This window comes from Achromobacter sp., assembly GCF_032113835.1.
Lineage (GTDB): Bacteria > Pseudomonadota > Gammaproteobacteria > Burkholderiales > Burkholderiaceae_B > Achromobacter.
Genome location: NZ_DAMCTG010000104.1, coordinates 1 through 17976 on the forward strand (window position 1 = coordinate 1; position 17976 = coordinate 17976).

Below are 17976 nucleotides of genomic sequence, written 5' to 3' on the forward strand. Positions count from 1 at the left end.
GTCTTGCGGTGCCCGCCCCCGGCCGGCCGCGCGGGCGGCCTTTGGGGGCTTACGCAGCGTCTTGCGTCGTGGCGATGACGCTTCGCGTGTGGCGGCTTCTGCGATAGGTGTCTGACACCCTGGTGAGATTCGCGACATACCAAGAGCATTTCCCGAGGGTGTCAGACACCGGCAGCGGCAGACGATCTCGCCAAACTCAAGCAGAGCCGACATGAATCGGACCAAGTGAGGTGTCTGACACCCAGGTGAGATTCGCGTCATACCAAGTTCATCTCCCGAGGGTGTCAGACACCGGCAGCAACCTCGTAAGACCAAATCGGGTATCTGACACGCGCAGCCTCGTAAGACAAAGTCGGGGGTCTGACACCAGTAGATTCGTAAGACCAAGTGAGGTGTCTGACACCCCAGTGAGATTCGCGTCAGGCCAAGTTCATCTCCCGAGGGTGTCAGACACCGGCAGCAACCTCGTAAGACCGAATCGGGTATCCGACACGCGCAAACTCGTAAGACGAAGTCGGGTGTCTAACACCAGTAGATTCGTAAGACCAAGTGAGGTGTCTGACACCCAGGTGAGATTCGCGTCATACCAAGCGCATTTCCCACGGGTGTCAGACACCGGCAATGGCAGACGCTCTCGGCAGGTTCAGGCAAAGCCGTCACTAATCGCCAATTGAACTCCAGTGCCGATGGGCGGCGCGCGTACAGGTCGGCAGGTTGTGGCTGACCATCGACGCGCGCCGCCCATCACCGCCCCTCCCCCGTCGGCGAGCACCATTAGCAAACCGATCCCCACCAGCGCGCAAGCGCACACCGCCACAACGTCCCACGAAACAGATGCCGATTGCCGCCGCCCGGGCGGCAGCAATCGGCGGCCCCGCAAATCCCCTGCCCTGACCACAGGTCTTGCAGCGCGCAAACCAAAGACCCTGGCAGCACGGCGTCGCGGTCACCGTGGGCGCGAGCGCCGTCGATGCGCCCGAGGGAATCTGAAGGGAGCCGAAGGCGGACGAAGATGACAACGGGGCAGTCCGGAGCGAAGGCTCCGGACCGCAATCGTGGGCGCTCGTGCCCACGGGGACCGCGGCGTCGGGCGACCTACGAAGATCTGATGCAACCTACGAAGACCACATGCAACCTACGAAAACCGCATGCAACCCACAAAGATCCCACACAGCCCACGAAACCCAAAAACCATCACCGAACAAACACCCCGATCAACAAATCCCCGTAACGCCTACAACAACTTCCCAGGATTCATGATCCCCGCAGGATCCATCACCTTCTTGATCTCCCGCATCAACCGCAGCTCCACCGCATCCTTGCTATGCAAGAAATGCTCCCGCTTCAACTGCCCGATCCCATGCTCTGCAGAAATACTCCCGCCATAGCGATTCACTTCATCCAACACTGCATCCGTGATCGCCGCCCCATGCTCTGCTACCCAGTTGCGGTCTGCGCCTGACGGGCGGGACAAGTTGTAGTGCAGGTTGCCGTCGCCGAAGTGGCCGAAGATGAAGGGGCGAATGTCGGGGTACAGGGCGCGTACACGGGCTTCCGCGGTTTGCATGAAATCGGGGATGCGTTCGATCGGTAGCGACACGTCGTGCTTCAGGTGCGGGCCGTCGGCGCGTTGGGCTTCGGAGATTTCCTCGCGCAGCTTCCACAGCGTCTGCAACTGCGCCAGCGAGGCCGAGACCGCAGCGTCCAGGCACAGGCCGCGTTCGAGCGCCGTGCCGATGACGTTTTCGAGCAGCGTGTTCAGGGCCGCCTCGTCGGTCGTGTCGGCCAGTTCCACCAGCACGTAAGCCGGGTAGCGCTGCTCGAACGGCTCCTGCACGCCCTCGGCGTGCGTCAGCACCAGGTCCAGGCAGTCGCCGGTGAAGAACTCAAACGCCTGCAGGCGTGCGCCGCATTGTTCGAACAGGATCTCGAAGAGTTGCAGCGCTTGCGCGGGCGATTCGACGGCGGCCAGCACCACCGAACGCACGTCGGTGCGCGGGTAGAGGCGCAGCGCCACCGCAGTGATGATGCCCAGCGTGCCTTCGGAACCGATGAGCAGTTGCTTGAGGTCGTAGCCCGTGTTGTCTTTGCGCAGGGTGCGCAGGCCGTGGAAGATTTCGCCGGTGGGCAGCACCGCTTCCAGGCCCAGTACCAGTTCACGCGCCATGCCGTAGCGCACCACGTTCACGCCGCCGGCATTGGTGGCGACGTTGCCGCCGATCTGGCTGGAATCTTCGGCGGCCAAGCTGAGCGGCAGGAGGCGGCCGGCGTCCTGGGCGGCGCGGCGCAGGTTGCCGAGGATGGCGCCGGCCTCGGCAACCATGGTGTTGGCCACGGTGTCGATGCCGCGCACGGCATTCATGCGGTCCAGGCTGATGACGACGTTGTTGGCTCCACCGTCAGGCGTGGCGCCGCCGCACAGGCCGGTGTTGCCGCCGCGCGGCACGACCGGCACGCCGGCTTCCTGGCACAGAGCAAGGCACGTGGCGACCTCGGCCGTGGTGCGCGGGCGCACAACCGCCTGGGCCTGGCCGTTGTACAGGCCGCGCCAATCGGACAGCCACGGCGCGATGTCCGCCGGGTCGGTGAAGACGGTGTCGGGGCCCAGGGCTTGGACCAGCCGTTGAGAAAAGTCGGATGCGCTCATGAGATGTGGGATGCTGCAGGAGAGAGAAGATCGAGTTGCAGTCGGCCGGCGGCTTGCTGCAGGTGGCGGATGGCGGCCTGGCGGGCGCGGTCGGGATCGCGCGCACGGATGGCGTCGAACACGGCGACGTGTTCCTGGTGCACGGCGGCGGTCAGGCCTTCCTGCAGGCGGCTGTTGGATCGGGCGGTGCTGACCGCCAGGCGCAGTTGCAGGTTCAGGTACTGCAGCAGGTCCTGGTAGTAGCTGTTGTGCGTGGCGGTCGCGATGGCGACGTGAAAGGCGATGTCGTGTTCGACGCCGGCCTCGGGGTGGTCGAGATGGGTTTGCAGCAAGTCGAGCGCTGCTTTCATGGCGTCCAGGTCCGCCGGCGTGCTGCGGACAGCCGCCAGCGCGGCCGCGCCGCCTTCGAGTTCCATGCGCAGTTCGTAGACGCTGGCGAGCTTTTTTCGGTCGACCGCGATGCCGGTGGATACCTGAAAGCCTTGCGCCCCGGTGCGCGAGACGACCGTGCTGCCCGAACCCTGCCGGCTCTGGATCAGCCCCTGGGCGCGCAGGCGCTCCGTGGCTTCGCGGATGACGGCGGCGCTGACGCCGTACTGCTCGGCCAGCACGCGTCCAGGCGGCAGCTTGGCGCCGACGGCGTGAACACCGTCCGCGATGTCGCTGGCGAGCTGGCGGGCAACCTGCTCGGTGAGGGTGAGGCTCTTGGTCAACATGAGCGGATTATAGGCAGATTTTTCAGGTTATCTGATAACTTTGTTGTTTCATGAGCCGATGGAACGACCGCACCGGCGGGATCGCGCAATGGGAGTGCGGCGGAATAGAGGCTCGAATGCGGCCGGATCCAGGCGACTGACCCGGTCGGCGGGACTCAGCTGAGATTCCGCTGCTTCAGCGTCTGCTTAACCGGCAATCCCCCGCAGCATACAAATCCGGACCATTCGGACCATTTCGGTCACCTGCCGTCGCCGCCCTATCAAGCCGCGACCGACGCGCTCTGCAATCCTTCGTTTTCCGCGATCTGCCCGCTCTGATCCACCACGCAGCAGCGGCCGCCCTGCGCCTTGGCGCGATAAAGCGCGGCGTCGGCGGAGTCCAGCGCGCCTTGCGGGGTGCGGTTGGCGCCCGTCATGATCGAGATGCCGATGGACAGGCCCACGCAGACGCGGTTGCCGTCGGTCAGCGTGATGGGCTGGGAGACGTCGCGCAGCAGGTGTTCGCCCAGCCGCAGCGCGGCCGTGGCGTCGATGCCGGTGACCAGCACGATGAATTCGTCGCCGCCGATGCGCGCGGCGACATCGTCCACGCGGAGCATGGCGCGCATGCGGTCCGCAATGGTCTTGAGCACCTGATCGCCCCCGGCGTGGCCGTGCGTGTCGTTGATGCGCTTGAAGTCGTCCATGTCCATGTAGAGCAGCGCCGCGGCGCTGTCATGGCCGCGGGCGCTGGAGCACACGCGTTCCAGCGCGGCCTGCAGGCCGGCGCGGTTGGCCAAGCCGGTCAGCGCGTCTTCGCTGGCGCGGCGGTCGCTGGCGCGCTCGGCCAGCATCGTGGACACCAGGATGCGGTTGAGCCGGTGCGAGGCAATGACCATGCTAATCAGATAGAACGGGATCTGAATGAAGACGATCGCCGTGACCCATTCGCCGGTAAAGAGCGCGCCCAGGCACATCGGCCCAAGACTCAGGAAAATCATGGCGCCCACCAGTCGGGGCGCGCCGTAATTCCGGAAGCAGATCCCGCCGGCCATGGCCCCGCAGGACACGCCGGCCAGTGTCGCGGCGAGCCAGTCGCCGTTCAGGAAGGTGATGAAGACGCCATAGCCTACGCTGAACGCCCAGAACAGGGCCAGCAGGATGTAGAGGTCGGTGTGGGTGTTGCCGCCCTTCGGGGCCGCCCGTAGCGCGGATCGCAGGATGACGACGCGCACCAGCGCGAGCACGACCTCCAGGATCAGCCACGAGATATACAGCGGTTCGGGCCGCCGCCACGCGACGACGCCCGAGATCATCAGGGTGTTGATGACCCCGCCGGCAAAAATGGGAAGCGTGCCGAACAGACTGGCAATGAGCGCCGCGCGGATGTCCGCCGGCGTGTCATGCCCGGAATGCGTCAGCCAACGTGTCAGCCGCCACTTGGGCAGGCTGAACTTCAGTCCTTGTTCCACGCCGTCATGTCCATGCCCCTCTACCCGAAATCAGTAGGCTGGCTGGCGTTATAGCAGGTATTTGAAACCTTTAGTATTGTTCTTGGGTTCAATGCCGGCAGACTTCAGGCGTGCCCACGGTGGCCGCAGACCGTGCATTCGGGGTCACGCTGCACGTTGACGCTGCGCCATTGCATGGTGCGCACGTCCAGCCAGAGGAGGCGCCCGGACAGGCTTTCGCCCACGCCGGACAGCAATTTCAGGGCTTCGGCGGCCTGCATGCTGCCGATGATGCCGACCACCGGCGCGAACACGCCCATAGTGGCGCAGTTGGCTTCCTCGACGTCGTCGGCTTCGGGAAACAGGCAGTGATAGCACGGCGCGTTGTCGTCACGCAGGTCGTAGACGCTGACCTGGCCGTCGAAGCGGATGGCGGCGCCGGAGACCAGCGGCTTGCGGTGCTGCACGCACGCGCGGTTGATGGCGTGGCGGGTGGTGAAGTTGTCGGTGCAGTCCAGCACCAGATCCGCCTGCGCGACGGCATCGGACAAGGCCTGGTCTTTCAGGCGCTCGACCCGGGCGTGAACGCGGGTCTGCGGATTGAAGGCGCCCAGCATGTCGCGGCCGGACTCGGCCTTGGGCCGGCCGACGCTTGCGGTGGTATGCAGGATCTGGCGCTGCAGGTTGCTGAGTTCGACGACATCGTCGTCGGCCAGCGTGATGTCGCCCACGCCGGCGGTGGCCAGGTAGAGCGCGGCGGGCGATCCCAAACCGCCCGCCCCCACGATGAGCACACGCGCCGCCAGCAGTTTTTCCTGCCCTTCGATCCCGAGTTCGTCCAGCAGGATGTGGCGGGCGTAGCGCAGCAGTTGCTCGTCGTTCATTTGTCCTTGCTGGGCTCGACTCCGGTCGGCGTGATCTTCATGCGCTGGGGCGTTCCGCCGCCGGCCTTGGCGTCAGCCTTGGCCTGGGCGCGGGCCGAGCCCTTCTGCACCGGCTTGCCGGCCAGCAGGTTCAGGGCCTGCTGGAGCTGGAAGTCGTCCTTGCCGCCGAATTCAAACACCTTGGCCGGCAGTTCCACGTTGTCCTGGTCGGCGCTGGACTTGATTTCGTTGGTGGTCTGCTGGTTGGACAGGTGACGTTGCAGGTCGGCTTCGCGCGGCAGGCGGAACAGGTCGCCGTCGGCCGTATCGGCAACGACGTAGTCCGGTTCGATGCCGGTGGCCTGGATGGAGCGGCCGCTGGGCGTGAAGTAGCGCGACGTGGTGAGCTTGACCGCGGTGGTTTCGGACAGCGGCAGAATCACCTGCACGGAGCCCTTGCCGAACGTGCGGTTGCCCAGCACCTTGGCGCGCTTGTGGTCCTGCAGCGCGCCGGCCACGATCTCGGAGGCCGAGGCCGAACCCACGTTCACCAGCACCACCATCGGCACCGTCTTGGTCCAGGCCGGCAGGCCAGACAGGTAGTTGCTTTCGCCGCGGGCGTATTCCGAAGGCGTCGCCAGGTACTTGTGGCGGGCGTCCGGCGTGCGGCCGTCCGTGGACACCACGAGCGCATCGGGCGGCAGGAACGCGCCGGACACGCCGATGGCGCTGGTCAGCAGGCCACCCGGGTCATTGCGCAGGTCCAGCACGAGACCCTTGGGCGGTTCCTTCGCGCCCAGCTCCTTGAGCTGGCGGGCGAGGTCGGCACCGGTCTTTTCCTGGAACTGGGCGACGCGCACGTAAGCGATGCCGTTGTCCAGCATCTTGCTGCGCACGCTGCGCACCTTGATGATGTCGCGCACGATCTTCACGACGATCGGCTGCGGGCGATCGGCGCGCATGATCGTCAGGGTGATGGGCGACTTGGGCGCGCCACGCATGAGCTTGACCGCGTCGTTCAGGGTCATGCCCTTGGTGGGCGTGTCGTCGATCTTGATGATCAGGTCGCCAGCCATGACGCCGGCGCGGGCCGCGGGCGTGTCTTCAATGGGCGAGATGACCTTCACGAAGCCGTCTTCCGCGCCGACCTCGATGCCCAGGCCACCGAACTCGCCCTGCGTCGCGGTCTGCATTTCGCGGAACGCGTCGGCATCCAGGTAGGCGGAGTGGGGATCCAGGTTCGACACCATGCCCGAGATGGCATTGTCGATAAGGGTCTTGTCGTCGACGGCCTCGACGTAGTTGTTCTTGATGGCGGCAAATACGTTGCTCAGTTGCCTGAGCTCGTCCAGAGGCAGGGGGCTGCCGCGCTGGGCGACCGCAGTCACGCCAACACTCAGCAACACACCAGCCACCGCACCGATGGCAATCAGACCGAAACCGCGAAACTTACGAGTGCCCATGCACACTTCCCGAATTTTGTTTTCGCCGATGGGTTTGGTAATTTACCAACGGTATTTTTCCAACGACATTCATTTACCGACAGCGTTTACGCCGATTGCATTCCAGCAAACCGGCTGCACCAGCCGTCACATCTACTGCGCCAGCCATTGGGCCGGGTCCACTGGAGCGCCACGATGGCGAATTTCAAAGTATAGGCCGGATTCCACTTGGCCGCCGGTTGCGCCGACGGTAGCAATAGTATCCCCGCCGGCCACCGCATCGCCCACCCGTTTGAGCAGACTTTGGTTGTAAGCATAGACGGTCAGGTATTGCTGACCATGATCCACAATGATCAGGTTGCCAAAGCCCCGCAGCCAATCGGCGTAAACCACAGTACCGGGGGCCACCACCTTGACGGGCGTACCCTCGGCCGCGCGCAGCACCACGCCGCGCCACACGCCGCCGTCCGGACGATCCACCCCGAACCTGCCCTGCACCTGGCCGCGCACCGGCATGGCCAGCCCATGACGCAGGCCGTTGCCGCCGCCCACGGGCGGCGCCTTGGCGGTCTGCTGGGCCGATGCGCTGCGCGTTGGAGTGGCGGATTCCTCAACAGGTTCCGCTTTTTTGGGGGGATCCGCGGGTTTTGTTGACGGCGGGGTATCGGCAGGGCCACCGATGCGGGTCTGCCGCTGATCGGCGGGACGCAGGCCGGCGGCGTCCGGGTCGGCCACGGCCACCGGGCCGCGGTTCTGGCGGGCGGCGGCTTCGACCTGTTCGCGTGCCTGTGCGGCCTCGCGGGCCTCGCTGTCACGGCGGGCGCCGTCCTGGGCGGCCTTGCGGTCCGCCTCGGCCTTGCGGCGGGCGTCCTGCGCCCGACGCTCGTCCTCGGCGCGCTTCTTGGCCTCTTCGGCGGCGCGGCGGGCTTCTTCAGCCGCGCGGCGCGCTTCCTCGGCCCGGCGGGCTTCTTCGGCGCGTTTGCGCGCCTCTTCGGCCTTGCGGGCTTCCTCGATCTGCTTGGCGATGGCCGCGTCCAGATCGGTGATAAGACGCGACAGGCGCTGGTCGTCGCGCCCGAGCTTGTTGGCCTCGGCGCGCTGGGCGGCGATCTGGCCTTCAAGCTGGGCCAGCAGGCTGGCGCGCTCTTTCTGCTGGGCGACCAGCGCGGTTTTCTGTTCGGAGGTCTCGGCAACCCCCTTTTCGATTTCGGCGCGGCGTTCGTCCGCGCGCGCCTGCAGGGCGGCCAGCCGGTCGATGTCGGCGCGCAGCGCCTTCACGGCGTCGGCCCGGGCGCGGGACACGTAGTCCAGGTAGCCCAGGTTGCGGCCCAGCACCTGGGGATCGTCGCCGGAAAGCAGCGCCGTCCAGGGCGACAGGCCGCTGGTGTATTGGGTGCGCAGCTGGTCGGCCAGTTCGACGCGGCGCTTGGCCAGCACGGCCTCCTGCGCGGTGATCTGCTTTTCCAGCGATGCGAGATCGGCCGTCGCCTTGCGGTTGGCGTCGGCCAGCTCCTTCAGGCGCAGGTTGATGCGGGAAATCGACGATTCGGACTGCTTGAGCGCGTCGGCGGCCTCTTTGCGGGCCGCCTCGCGGTCGTCGATGTCCTTTTGCAGGCTCTCGATGCGGTCGCGCAAGGCGGCCTGCTGTTTTTCGGCGTCGGACTGACGCCCGGCGAGGTCACTGGGCGCGGCGCGCGCAGGCAGCGCCCCACCGGCCAACATGACCGCCAACAACAACCCCGCCGTGCGACGCATAGAGATATCAGTCCTTCTTGGCCTTGCCCTGAGCCGCAACCGCAGCCATGGCCGCCTCGATCTCGGCGGCATCGCCCAGATAATAGTGGCGGATCGGACGCAGGTCATCATCCAGTTCGTAGACCAGCGGCTGACCGGTCGGGATGTTCAGGTTGACGATGTCGTCGTCCGACACGTTGTCCAGGTGCTTGATCAGGGCGCGCAGGCTGTTGCCGTGGGCGGCGATCAGCACGTTGCGGCCGGCGCGGATGGCCGGGGCGATGGAGTCGTTCCAGAACGGCAGCACGCGGGCGACCGTGTCCTTCAGGCACTCGGTGGCGGGCAGCTGGTCGGCCGGGATCTTGGCGTAGCGGCTGTCAAAGCGCGGGTGGCGTTCGTCGTCCAGGTCCAGCGGTTCCGGGGCGATCGCGTAGGCGCGGCGCCAGATCAGGACCTGCTCGTCGCCGTACTTGGCGGCCGTTTCGGACTTGTTCAGGCCCTGCAGGGCGCCGTAGTGGCGCTTGTTCAGGCGCCAGTTCACGCCGACCGGGGTGTACATGGCGTCCATGGCGTCCAGGGCGATCCACAGCGTGCGGATGGCGCGCTTGAGCACCGAGGCGTAGGCCAGGTCGAAGGTGAAGCCTTCTTTCTTGAGCAGCTCGCCCGCCTTGCGGGCCTGTTCGCGGCCGGTGTCGGTCAGGTCGACGTCGGTCCAGCCGGTGAAACGGTTTTCAAGATTCCACTGGCTTTCACCGTGGCGCATCAGTACGAGTTTGTGCATGGTTTGGGGCGCCCGCCGGGCGGGTTAAAGTTGGAGGATGGTTAAGGAATGCGCTCATTTTATAATTGAGTGATTTTGCCCGTGATTTTGCCCCGGCGCACCGCGTCCATGTCCTGGACGCGACGCATCAGGGTTCGCCCCTACCAGGCAGGACTTGCGTGCGCGAAAAGCCAACGCAACGCCCGCCGACGTACTACAGGAAGCCTTCGTGGACCTTTTGCAATTCTTGCTCGATAAAAACAACATCTTCATCGTCGCCGTCACCGTGGTTTCCGGCGTGATGCTGATCATTCCCGCCCTGCGCAAGGGCCGGACCGGGTCCGCCATCAGCACGACTGAAGCCATCCAGATGGTCAACCAGCGCAATGCCGTGTGGGTCGACGTGCGCCCCGTCGAGCAATTCCAGGCCGGTCACATCGCTCAGGCACGAAACGTGCCGGCAGCGGACATCGAGCAGAAGGCCGGCTCGCTGCCCAAGAACAAGCCGCTGGTGGTGGTTTGCGACAACGGCCGCGATTCGGCCCGCGCCGCCGCCAAGCTGCGCGCCCAGGGATTCACCGACGTCGTGCCGCTGGAAGGCGGCATGCGTGCCTGGTCGGCCGCCAGCCTGCCGGTAACCCAGAAGGGTTGAAGCAGGGGGACTCGCCCCCATCTACCTATTCTTGTACCCACAGGAGCGCCCTATGAACAAAGTCGTCATGTACAGCAAGGACTATTGCCCCTATTGCTCCCGCGCCAAGGCGTTGCTCGAGCAGCGTGGCGTGGCCGACCTGGAAATCATCCAGATCGACCGGGAACCGTCCCAACGCGATGTCATGATCGAACGCACCGGCCGGCGCACCGTCCCGCAGATCTTCATCGGCGATACCCATGTCGGCGGTTGCGACGACCTGATGGCCCTGGACCGCTCGGGTGGACTCACCCCCTTGCTGAACGGCTAATCGCCCCTTTTTGCCTCTCCCACCAACGGAAACACTCATGGCTGATCAAGACCAAAACACCCAGCAAGAAGGCGGCAACGACGCGCCCTCGTTCAATCTGCAGCGCGTCTACCTGAAAGACCTCTCGCTGGAAATGCCCAACGCGCCTCACGTGTTCCTGGAACAGGAAGCGCCGCAGGTCGAGGTGAGCATCACCGTGGGCGGTCAGCGCCTGGCCGAAACCGTGTTCGAAACCACGGTCACCGTCACCGTCACCACGCGCATCAACGACAAGGTCGTGTACCTGGTCGAAGGCACGCAAGCCGGCATCTTCGAAGCGGCCAACATCCCCGAAGAGCAACTCGATCCGCTGCTGGGCATTGTCTGCCCCACGATGCTGTACCCGTACCTGCGCGCCAACGTCGCCGACGCGATCACCCGCACCTCGATGCCGCCGCTGCACCTGACCGAAGTCAACTTCCAGGCCCTGTACGAGCAGCGCATCGCTGAACTGCAACAGCAACAGCAGCAGGCCGCCGGCGCCAATGGCGCCGAATCGGGCATCATCCTGCCGCCCGGCGCCACCCGCCAATAAGCACCCCGCGGCGCCCCATGAACCAACCCGCCGAGCCGCGCCTGCGCGTCGCCGTCCTGGGAGCGGGCAGTTGGGGCACCGCCCTGGCGGCGGCCGCAAGCCGCCGCCACCCCACCCAGCTCTGGGCGCGCGAAGCCGCGCAAGCGGCCGCCATGGCCGCCACCCACGAAAATGCCCGCTATCTGCCGGGCATTTCCCTGCCCAAGACGCTGCAGTATTCCTCTGATCTGGACGCCACGCTGCGCACCTTGCAGGACGACGCCGCGCGCCGCCTGATCGTGCTGGGCGTGCCCGTCGCGGGTCTCACGTCCATCTGCGAGGCGCTGTCGCAACGGCTGCCCGCACTGGGACTGCAAGACACCCCCATTGTCTGGACGTGCAAGGGCTTTGAAGCCGACACGGCCAGGCTGCCCCACGAAATCATGCGCGAGGCCCTGCCCGGCGCGACCGGCGGCGCCCTGTCGGGTCCCTCGTTCGCGCGCGAAGTCGCCCAGGGCCTGCCCGTTGCGCTGACCGTCGCCAGCAGCAGCCCCGCCTTGCGCGACGCCACCACCGCCGCCTTCCACGGCGCGGCGCTGCGCGTCTACGCCAGCACCGATCTGATCGGCGTCGAGGTCGGCGGCGCGCTCAAGAACGTCATTGCGGTTGCCTGCGGCATCGGCGACGGCCTCGCGCTGGGCACCAATGCCCGCGCGGCCCTGATCACCCGCGGCCTGGCCGAGATGACCCGATTCGGCGTCGCGCTGGGCGCGCAGGCAGAGACCTTCGCCGGGCTGACCGGCTTGGGCGATCTGGTGCTGACCGCCACCGGCGAGCTGTCGCGCAACCGGCGCGTGGGCCTGGAGATCGGCGCCGGCCGCAAGCTGGCCGACATCCTGGCCAGCGGCATCACCGCCGAGGGCGTGCGCTGCGCCCGCGCCGCGCTGGACCGCGCCCGCGCCATCAATGTCGAATTGCCGATCACCGAAGCCGTGTGCGCCGTGCTGTTCGAAGGCGTCGCACCCATGACCGCCGTCTCGGCCCTGCTGGCGCGGGATGCGCGCTCTGAAGGGCTGGGCTGACACGACACCTACCCCGAGGAGACATCCTTCATGACGCAAACCCGCAAGTCCCGGGTCGGCCCGCTGCTGCGTGGCCTTTGCCTGAGCCTGGCCGCCATCCTGCCGGTCGCCGCCCATGCCGACTGGCCCGAGCGCCCGATCCACATGGTCGTGCCCTTCCCGCCCGGCTCGTCGCCCGACATCCTGGCGCGCACGATCTCCGAGCCGCTGTCCCAGGCCCTGGGCCAGCCCATCGTGATCGACAACAAGCCGGGCGCAGGCGGCAACATCGGCACGCGCATGGTGTCGCAGGCCAAGCCCGACGGCTACACGTTGCTCTACACGATCAACGGCCCGCTGGTCACCGCGCCCACCCTCTATAAGAAGACGCTGGGTTACGACCCGCTGACCGACCTGGAGCCGGTGTCGCTGGTCGGCACCAGCCCCAACGTGCTGGTCGTGCCGGGCAGCCTGAAGGTCGACAACGTCCAGGACTTCGTCAAGCTGGTCAAGGGCCGCGGCAACTCGCTGAATTACGGGTCGGTCGGCCCGGGCAGCTCGGCCCACCTGGCCATGGAGATGTTCAAGGAACGCGCGGGCGTGGACCTGGCCCACATCCCGTATTCGGGCTTTCCGCAGGTCATCACCGCCATCATCGGCGGCGACGTGCAGGCCGGCTTCATGGTGCCGGCGATTGCCGTGCCGCAAGCGCGCGACGGCAAGGTCAAGCTGCTGGCCGTGACCAGCCTGCAGCCCAGCGACGCCCTGCCCGGCGTGCCCACCATGGCCTCGCAGGGCTATCCGGACTTCGAGGCCATCTCGTGGAACGCGATCCTGGCGCCGGCCGGCACGCCCACGCCGATCGTCGAAAGGCTCAACAGCGAACTGGCCCGCATCATCAATAGCGAGGCCGTGCGCAAGCAGCTGGCGCTGCAATACTTCACGCCGGCCCCCTCCACTCCGGAAGCCCTGACCAACCGCATCAAGAATGAGAAGGCGCGCTGGGACCAGGTGATCGACAAGCTGAAGCTGTCGCTGGACTGATGTTCAGACCGAAGGGCGGCGCCTACGCGCCCCCTTCGTAACCCAGCTGGCGCCAGGCTTCGAACACCGTGACCGCCACGGCGTTCGACAGATTCAGGCTGCGCTGGCCGGCGCGCATCGGCAGCCGCAGCCGCTGCTGCGGCGGAAACATCGCCTGATGCTCGTCCGACAGGCCGGCGCTTTCGCGGCCAAACACGAACACATCCCCCGGTTTGAAACTGACGTCGGCCACACTGCGCTGCGCGTGCGTGGTCAGCGCATAGATGCTGGATGCGACCGCGCCGGTGTCGTCCAGGGCTTCCTGCAGCGTGTCGTGGACGCGCACGGGCTGCCACTCGTGATAGTCCAGCCCCGCGCGCCGCATGCGGGCATCATCCAGCTCGAACCCCAGGGGACGCACCAGATGCAGTTGCGCGCCGGTATTGGCGCACAGCCGGATGGCGTTGCCGGTGTTGGGAGGGATCTCCGGGCAGACGAGAATGACGTGGAACATGGCGCGTGCAAAAGGGGGAAAGGTCTGCGGCCGGAAGCGGCCGCGCGAGCGTGATTGTCGCCGATTTGGTGGCACGAGCCGGAATGGCGGCCCGGAGGTGGCGTGGATACGGGCGTGGATGCGGGCGAGGGGGCAAGCGCGGATACAGACGGGGATCCAAACGGGAACCCAAGCGGTGATGCACGCAGATCAGGGCGTCCGCGCCGCCACCAGCACGATCACGCTGGCCGCGCCCGCCGTCATCAAGGCAGCCGCCGCAGCGCCCACGGTGCTGCCGGTGGTCATCACATCGTCCACCACCGCCACATGCCGCCCGCGAACGGGGCCGGTGCACACAAAGAGACCCGCCGCCCCCCGCTGCCGCGCACGCCGGCCGAGGCTGGCCTGGCGGGGCGTTTCGCGCCGTCGCGCGAGCAGGAGACGCGGCGGCGGCAGCGCCAGTTCGGCGGCCAGGCTGCGCGCGATCTCGGCCGCCGGGTTCATGCCCCGCTGACGCAGCGACGCCCGGCTGGCAGGAATGGGCACCAGGAGGAGATCGGGCGGCAGGACCGCGATGCAATGCCGGCTTTCGGCCGTGGCGCCGGACACGCTGGATCCCGGAATGCCGACGGCTTGCGCGCCGGTCTGCGCCGCTGCCTCCCGCACCGCCTGCGCCATCATTCGCGCCAGCACCGGCGCCATGCTTATCCGCAACTGCGTCTTGAGCATCAGGACCAGCGCGTCGCCTGGTGGCGCATAGTCAAACGCCGCGACCGTGCGGCTGAACGCCTGCGGCTCCGCCAGACACGCCGCGCAATGCTGTCCGCTCCCTTGAAGGCGCAGCGCGCATCGCGGGCATCTTGCCAAGCCCCCCGGCGGCCCGGCCAGGATGTCCGCCTGACACCCCGCGCACAGCCGCGCGCCCGCCACCCGCGCCCCGCACAACGGACAATCGCACCCCAGGAGCGACAACAGCCGTCGCCCCATGTTCAGTAGGGACAATCGGAGCCTGCCGCCGGGATGGGCAATAATGTGAGCCATCCCAGATCAAACCATGCTCCGCCCCGGGTGATCCCGCGAGCGCGACCGAAATGTCCCTGCCAGAAACCGCAACGCCCCCCTCCCTGCCTCTCGTCAGCGCCGACGTGCCGCGCCAGTTCGCGCGCCGCGACGATCTGGCCGACGCACAATTCCTCTATGGCGAAGTGGCGCGCCGCATGCTCGGCCGCCTGCAGTACATCCGCGTGCAACCGCAGGCCATGCTGGACGCCGGCTGCGGCGCCGGCGACAACCTGCCGCTGCTGCGCGAACGGTATCCCGAGGCGGCCTACACCGGCCTGGACAACTGTGAACCCTTGCTGGCGCAGGCGCGCCAGCGCCACGCGCCGGGCGGCCTGTCGGCCTGGATCGGCAAGCTGGCGCGGCGCGGCCCGGCCGCCCCCGCGTTCGTGAACGCCGATCTGGCCAATACGGGACTGCCGCCCGAATCGCTGGAACTGGTGTGGTCGAACATGGCCATGCACTGGCACCGCGAACCGCACGCCGTGCTGGCCGAATGGCGCCGCATCCTGAAAGTGGGCGGCCTGGCGATGTTCTCCTGTCTGGGGCCGGCCACGCTGCGCGAACTGCGGCAGGCGCTGGTGGATGCCGGCCTGCGCACGGCCACGCCGTCCTTTGTGGACATGCACGACTTCGGCGACCTGCTGGTGGAAAACGGCTTCGCGGATCCGGTGATGGACCAGGAAATCCTGACCCTGACCTACCGCAGCCCGGAAAAGCTGCTGCAGGACGTGCGCGCCTTGGGCGGCAACCCGGCCGAAGGACGCCGCGGCGGGCTGGTGGGGCGCGACTGGCGCGACCGCCTGTGCGCGGCGCTGGAAGCGCAACGCAATGCGGACGGCCTGATCGTCTTGAGTATCGAAGTGGCCTACGGCCACGCCTGGCGTGCCGCCGCGCATCGGACCGTGGCGGGCGAAACCCGCCTGTCCATCAGCGCGATCGGCGGCCGGCAGCGCGGAACCCCCTGATCAGGAATTCCGGCGCCTGCCTGGCTTAGTGCAGGCGTTCCGGCACGGTCACGCCCGGCTCGGACGCCGACAGACCCTGCATGGGTTCAGACGTGGCCCGGATGCGGCGGCGTAGCACCGCGGTGGGCTCTGCCGGCGGCGCAACGGGCGCCGCCGTACCGCGCCAGGCGTTCGACATGGCTTCCACCACCAGCGGCAGATCGCGCAGGCGATGGTACTGGCTGCGCAGCCAGCGGGCGTCGTTGCCGGCACGCATGGCGTCGTCGCGCAGCGCGGCGATCATGTCGCCCGTACCCAGTTCCTCGGCCACCGGCATCAAGCGCTGGAACAGCGCACGCAGATGATCGATCAGGCGCACGCGCTGCCCGTCGGGCGTCACGTAGCTGCCCTGCAGGCCAAAACGGCAGGCCTGGAAGTGATTGCTGCGGTACGACAGCCACGCGTTGTCGCTGGGGTCTTCCTCGCGCATCAGCAGCACGGACAGCGCCTGGGCAAACGCCGCCACCTGGCAGGCACGCTCCACCGTCAGCGGCGTGTCGCAGACGCGAATTTCTACCGTACCGAACTCGGGCTTGGGACGGATATCCCAGTACAGGTCCTTGATGCTCTCGGCCAGGCCAAAAGCGCGAAGCTGCGACAGGTGGGCTTCGAACTGGTACCAGTCCTTGACCTCGGGCGGCATGTGGCCGGCCAGCGGGAAGCTGTTGACCGCATTCAGGCGCGAGCACGAGAACAGGGTATCCACCCCCTCGCAATACGGCGAAGACGCCGTCAGCGCGATGAAATGCGGCACGTAGGGCGACAGGCGGCGCAGCAGCTTGATGGAGTCGTCGCCGCTTTTCACGCCCAAATGGATGTGTTGGCCGAACACCGTAAATTGACGCGCCAGGTAACCGTACATTTCGGCCAGGTACTGGAAGCGCGGGGTATCCGAGATGGAGCGTTCCTGCCAGCGCATGAAGGGATGGGCGCCACCGCCCGCCACCGACACGCCGACCGCATCGGCCGCTTCGACCAGGGCGTCGCGCATCTCGCGCATTTCGACCAGCAGGCCCATGGGGTGCTCGTGCACCGAGGAGTTCAGTTCGATCATGGACCGCGTGATTTCGGGTTTGACGCGGTCGGCAATAGGATGATTGGCCATTTGGGCCAACAGTTCGTCAGAGGCTGCAGCAAGGTCAAAACTGCGGGGGTCGATCAGTTGCAGCTCGAGTTCGATGCCCAGGGTATTGGGGGCCGACGAAATGAACGGGATCTGTTCCATCTCGGACTCCTTTGAATGTTTGATGAGGGTATGCGCCGTTCGACCTTGAAGCCCGGCAACTTCCCGGGGGGCACTAGACGGCGGCTTGTGAACGCATGATAGCCGCAGGTTTGTGGCAAAACGATTGAAAATCGTGACATTTGTGTGCAACATCGCGAATCATCCGGTTTTTCCCTCTGAAGAAAAGTAAGCAAGCGCTTACCGCCCAGGATTGGCGCGGCTCGTGGGCGAGCGCGCCACGCGAAGCCAGAAAAGACGGGGATTTCGAGAAGGGATGGGATAACCCTTATTAGGGTTATCCCTTATGAATTCGGGACTTTGCGGCGCCTATTTGCGCCAGAAGATCGGCGTGAACAGCACCAGCACCGTCAGCAGCTCCAGGCGGCCGATCAGCATGGCAAAAGTGCAGACCCAGATCTGAAAGTCCGACAGCACGGCAAAGGTGCCCATGGGGCCGACCGGACCCAGGCCCGGCCCCGTGTTGTTCACGCTGGCGAATACGGCCGAGAACGCCGTGATCGGGTCCAGGCCCGACAGCAGCAGCAGGCTGGTGAACACTGCGATGGACAGGCCGTAGAACAGCATGAACGCCAGCACGGACGACATGGTGCGCGTTTCCACCGCCCGGCCGTTGATCCGGACCGGGCTGATGGCATGCGGGTGCAGCATGGTCACCAGTTCGTTGCGGGCCTGCTTGATCAGCAGGATGGCGCGGATCATCTTGATGCCACCGCCGGTCGATCCGGCCGACGTCGCAAAACCCGACAGCAGCAGCATCGTCAGCGGCGCAAACAACGGCCACTGCGCGAAATCAGTGTTGGCATAGCCGGTGGTGGTGGCCATGGAGATGGTGTTGAACATGCCGTAGCGCAGCGCTTCGAGCGGATCGGTGTAGACGTCCTTGATGAACAGGTACACCGAGATGACCAGCCCGACCCCCAGCACCACGACCAGGTAGGGAATGGCCTCCGGGCAGCGCCAGTAGGCGCGCGGGCTGCGCT

The 17976-nt window shown here is 66.5% G+C and carries 17 protein-coding genes; 6 read left to right on the forward strand and 11 right to left on the reverse strand.

The features are described from left to right. Positions 1 to 1234: 1234 nt before the first annotated feature. From RT697_RS24025 to gpmA, 7 genes are all read right to left on the reverse strand, one after another. Positions 1235 to 2647: an FAD-binding oxidoreductase gene (locus tag RT697_RS24025; RefSeq protein WP_313702209.1), complete on the reverse strand. Its 1413-nt coding sequence runs from the start codon at positions 2645 to 2647 to the stop codon at positions 1235 to 1237. Continuing rightward, positions 2644 to 3363, reverse strand: coding sequence for a FadR/GntR family transcriptional regulator (locus tag RT697_RS24030; RefSeq protein WP_313702210.1), 720 nt, complete (start codon positions 3361 to 3363; stop codon positions 2644 to 2646). Before RT697_RS24030 ends, RT697_RS24025 begins: the two co-directional genes overlap by 4 nt. Before the next feature lie 260 nt (positions 3364 to 3623). Then, positions 3624 to 4814, reverse strand: a complete 1191-nt coding sequence (locus RT697_RS24035) for a GGDEF domain-containing protein (RefSeq protein ID WP_313702211.1) — start codon at positions 4812 to 4814, stop codon at positions 3624 to 3626. A gap of 104 nt (positions 4815 to 4918) precedes the next feature. Further along, a complete protein-coding gene (locus tag RT697_RS24040; protein ID WP_105241046.1) occupies positions 4919 to 5677 on the reverse strand; it encodes a HesA/MoeB/ThiF family protein in 759 nt (252 codons plus the stop codon). Further along, complete coding sequence (locus RT697_RS24045; RefSeq protein WP_175122084.1) at positions 5674 to 7119, reverse strand: S41 family peptidase; 1446 nt, start codon at positions 7117 to 7119, stop codon at positions 5674 to 5676. The genes RT697_RS24040 and RT697_RS24045 overlap by 4 nt, the downstream gene beginning before the upstream one ends. A 132-nt stretch (positions 7120 to 7251) precedes the next feature. Next, positions 7252 to 8853 carry a murein hydrolase activator EnvC family protein gene (locus RT697_RS24050; protein WP_313702212.1) on the reverse strand — a complete coding sequence of 534 codons (1602 nt, stop codon included), beginning with the start codon at positions 8851 to 8853 and terminating at the stop codon, positions 7252 to 7254. A 7-nt stretch (positions 8854 to 8860) separates the two neighbouring features. Beyond that, complete coding sequence (gene gpmA / locus RT697_RS24055) at positions 8861 to 9613, reverse strand: 2,3-diphosphoglycerate-dependent phosphoglycerate mutase (RefSeq protein WP_313702213.1); 753 nt, start codon at positions 9611 to 9613, stop codon at positions 8861 to 8863. A gap of 208 nt (positions 9614 to 9821) precedes the next feature. Between gpmA and RT697_RS24060 the strand changes: the two genes are divergently transcribed. Genes RT697_RS24060 through RT697_RS24080 form a run of 5 tightly spaced genes read left to right on the forward strand, consistent with a single transcriptional unit; the run spans position 9822 to position 13212 of the window. Continuing rightward, positions 9822 to 10244, forward strand: coding sequence for a rhodanese-like domain-containing protein (locus RT697_RS24060; protein ID WP_313702214.1), 423 nt, complete (start codon positions 9822 to 9824; stop codon positions 10242 to 10244). Positions 10245 to 10296: 52 nt separating this feature from the next. Then, positions 10297 to 10554: a glutaredoxin 3 gene (gene grxC, locus RT697_RS24065; RefSeq protein ID WP_056559963.1), complete on the forward strand. Its 258-nt coding sequence runs from the start codon at positions 10297 to 10299 to the stop codon at positions 10552 to 10554. 37 nt (positions 10555 to 10591) lie between these two features. Next, the gene (secB, locus tag RT697_RS24070; protein WP_313702215.1) at positions 10592 to 11128 is read left to right on the forward strand and encodes a protein-export chaperone SecB; all 537 of its coding nucleotides are present in this window, start codon (positions 10592 to 10594) and stop codon (positions 11126 to 11128) included. A 17-nt stretch (positions 11129 to 11145) separates the two neighbouring features. Next, a complete protein-coding gene (locus RT697_RS24075; RefSeq protein ID WP_313702216.1) occupies positions 11146 to 12189 on the forward strand; it encodes an NAD(P)H-dependent glycerol-3-phosphate dehydrogenase in 1044 nt (347 codons plus the stop codon). Positions 12190 to 12219: 30 nt separating this feature from the next. Continuing rightward, positions 12220 to 13212, forward strand: coding sequence for a tripartite tricarboxylate transporter substrate binding protein (locus tag RT697_RS24080; protein ID WP_313702217.1), 993 nt, complete (start codon positions 12220 to 12222; stop codon positions 13210 to 13212). Positions 13213 to 13234: 22 nt separating this feature from the next. Here the strand turns inward: RT697_RS24080 and RT697_RS24085 are convergent, their stop codons facing one another. Beyond that, a complete protein-coding gene (locus RT697_RS24085) occupies positions 13235 to 13705 on the reverse strand; it encodes a tRNA (cytidine(34)-2'-O)-methyltransferase (protein ID WP_313702218.1) in 471 nt (156 codons plus the stop codon). A gap of 189 nt (positions 13706 to 13894) precedes the next feature. Further along, positions 13895 to 14413, reverse strand: a complete 519-nt coding sequence (locus tag RT697_RS24090) for a phosphoribosyltransferase family protein (protein WP_313702219.1) — start codon at positions 14411 to 14413, stop codon at positions 13895 to 13897. A 362-nt stretch (positions 14414 to 14775) separates the two neighbouring features. On the opposite strand from RT697_RS24090, the gene RT697_RS24095 reads away from it, so the two are divergent. After that, complete coding sequence (locus RT697_RS24095) at positions 14776 to 15711, forward strand: methyltransferase domain-containing protein (protein ID WP_313702220.1); 936 nt, start codon at positions 14776 to 14778, stop codon at positions 15709 to 15711. Positions 15712 to 15736: 25 nt separating this feature from the next. On the opposite strand, the gene RT697_RS24100 is transcribed toward RT697_RS24095, so the two are convergent. Both RT697_RS24100 and RT697_RS24105 read right to left on the reverse strand, forming a co-directional pair. Continuing rightward, positions 15737 to 16975: a YbdK family carboxylate-amine ligase gene (locus RT697_RS24100; protein WP_313702221.1), complete on the reverse strand. Its 1239-nt coding sequence runs from the start codon at positions 16973 to 16975 to the stop codon at positions 15737 to 15739. 327 nt (positions 16976 to 17302) lie between these two features. Then, the coding region (locus tag RT697_RS24105; RefSeq protein ID WP_313702222.1) for a potassium transporter TrkG at positions 17303 to 17976 on the reverse strand (674 nt) is incomplete at its 5' end.

Excerpts from the sequence above, each read along its gene's own strand:
- RT697_RS24025 (WP_313702209.1), bottom strand. The coding sequence starts at position 2,647 with ATGAGCGCATCCGACTTTTCTCAACGGCTGGTCCAAGCCCTGGGCCCC.
- RT697_RS24030 (WP_313702210.1), bottom strand. The coding sequence starts at position 3,363 with ATGTTGACCAAGAGCCTCACCCTCACCGAGCAGGTTGCCCGCCAGCTC.
- RT697_RS24040 (WP_105241046.1), bottom strand. The coding sequence starts at position 5,677 with ATGAACGACGAGCAACTGCTGCGCTACGCCCGCCACATCCTGCTGGAC.
- RT697_RS24045 (WP_175122084.1), bottom strand. The coding sequence starts at position 7,119 with ATGGGCACTCGTAAGTTTCGCGGTTTCGGTCTGATTGCCATCGGTGCG.
- RT697_RS24050 (WP_313702212.1), bottom strand. The coding sequence starts at position 8,853 with ATGCGTCGCACGGCGGGGTTGTTGTTGGCGGTCATGTTGGCCGGTGGG.
- gpmA (WP_313702213.1), bottom strand. The coding sequence starts at position 9,613 with ATGCACAAACTCGTACTGATGCGCCACGGTGAAAGCCAGTGGAATCTT.
- grxC (WP_056559963.1), top strand. The coding sequence starts at position 10,297 with ATGAACAAAGTCGTCATGTACAGCAAGGACTATTGCCCCTATTGCTCC.
- secB (WP_313702215.1), top strand. The coding sequence starts at position 10,592 with ATGGCTGATCAAGACCAAAACACCCAGCAAGAAGGCGGCAACGACGCG.
- RT697_RS24075 (WP_313702216.1), top strand. The coding sequence starts at position 11,146 with ATGAACCAACCCGCCGAGCCGCGCCTGCGCGTCGCCGTCCTGGGAGCG.
- RT697_RS24080 (WP_313702217.1), top strand. The coding sequence starts at position 12,220 with ATGACGCAAACCCGCAAGTCCCGGGTCGGCCCGCTGCTGCGTGGCCTT.
- RT697_RS24085 (WP_313702218.1), bottom strand. The coding sequence starts at position 13,705 with ATGTTCCACGTCATTCTCGTCTGCCCGGAGATCCCTCCCAACACCGGC.
- RT697_RS24090 (WP_313702219.1), bottom strand. The coding sequence starts at position 14,413 with ATGCTCAAGACGCAGTTGCGGATAAGCATGGCGCCGGTGCTGGCGCGA.
- RT697_RS24095 (WP_313702220.1), top strand. The coding sequence starts at position 14,776 with ATGTCCCTGCCAGAAACCGCAACGCCCCCCTCCCTGCCTCTCGTCAGC.
- RT697_RS24100 (WP_313702221.1), bottom strand. The coding sequence starts at position 16,975 with ATGGAACAGATCCCGTTCATTTCGTCGGCCCCCAATACCCTGGGCATC.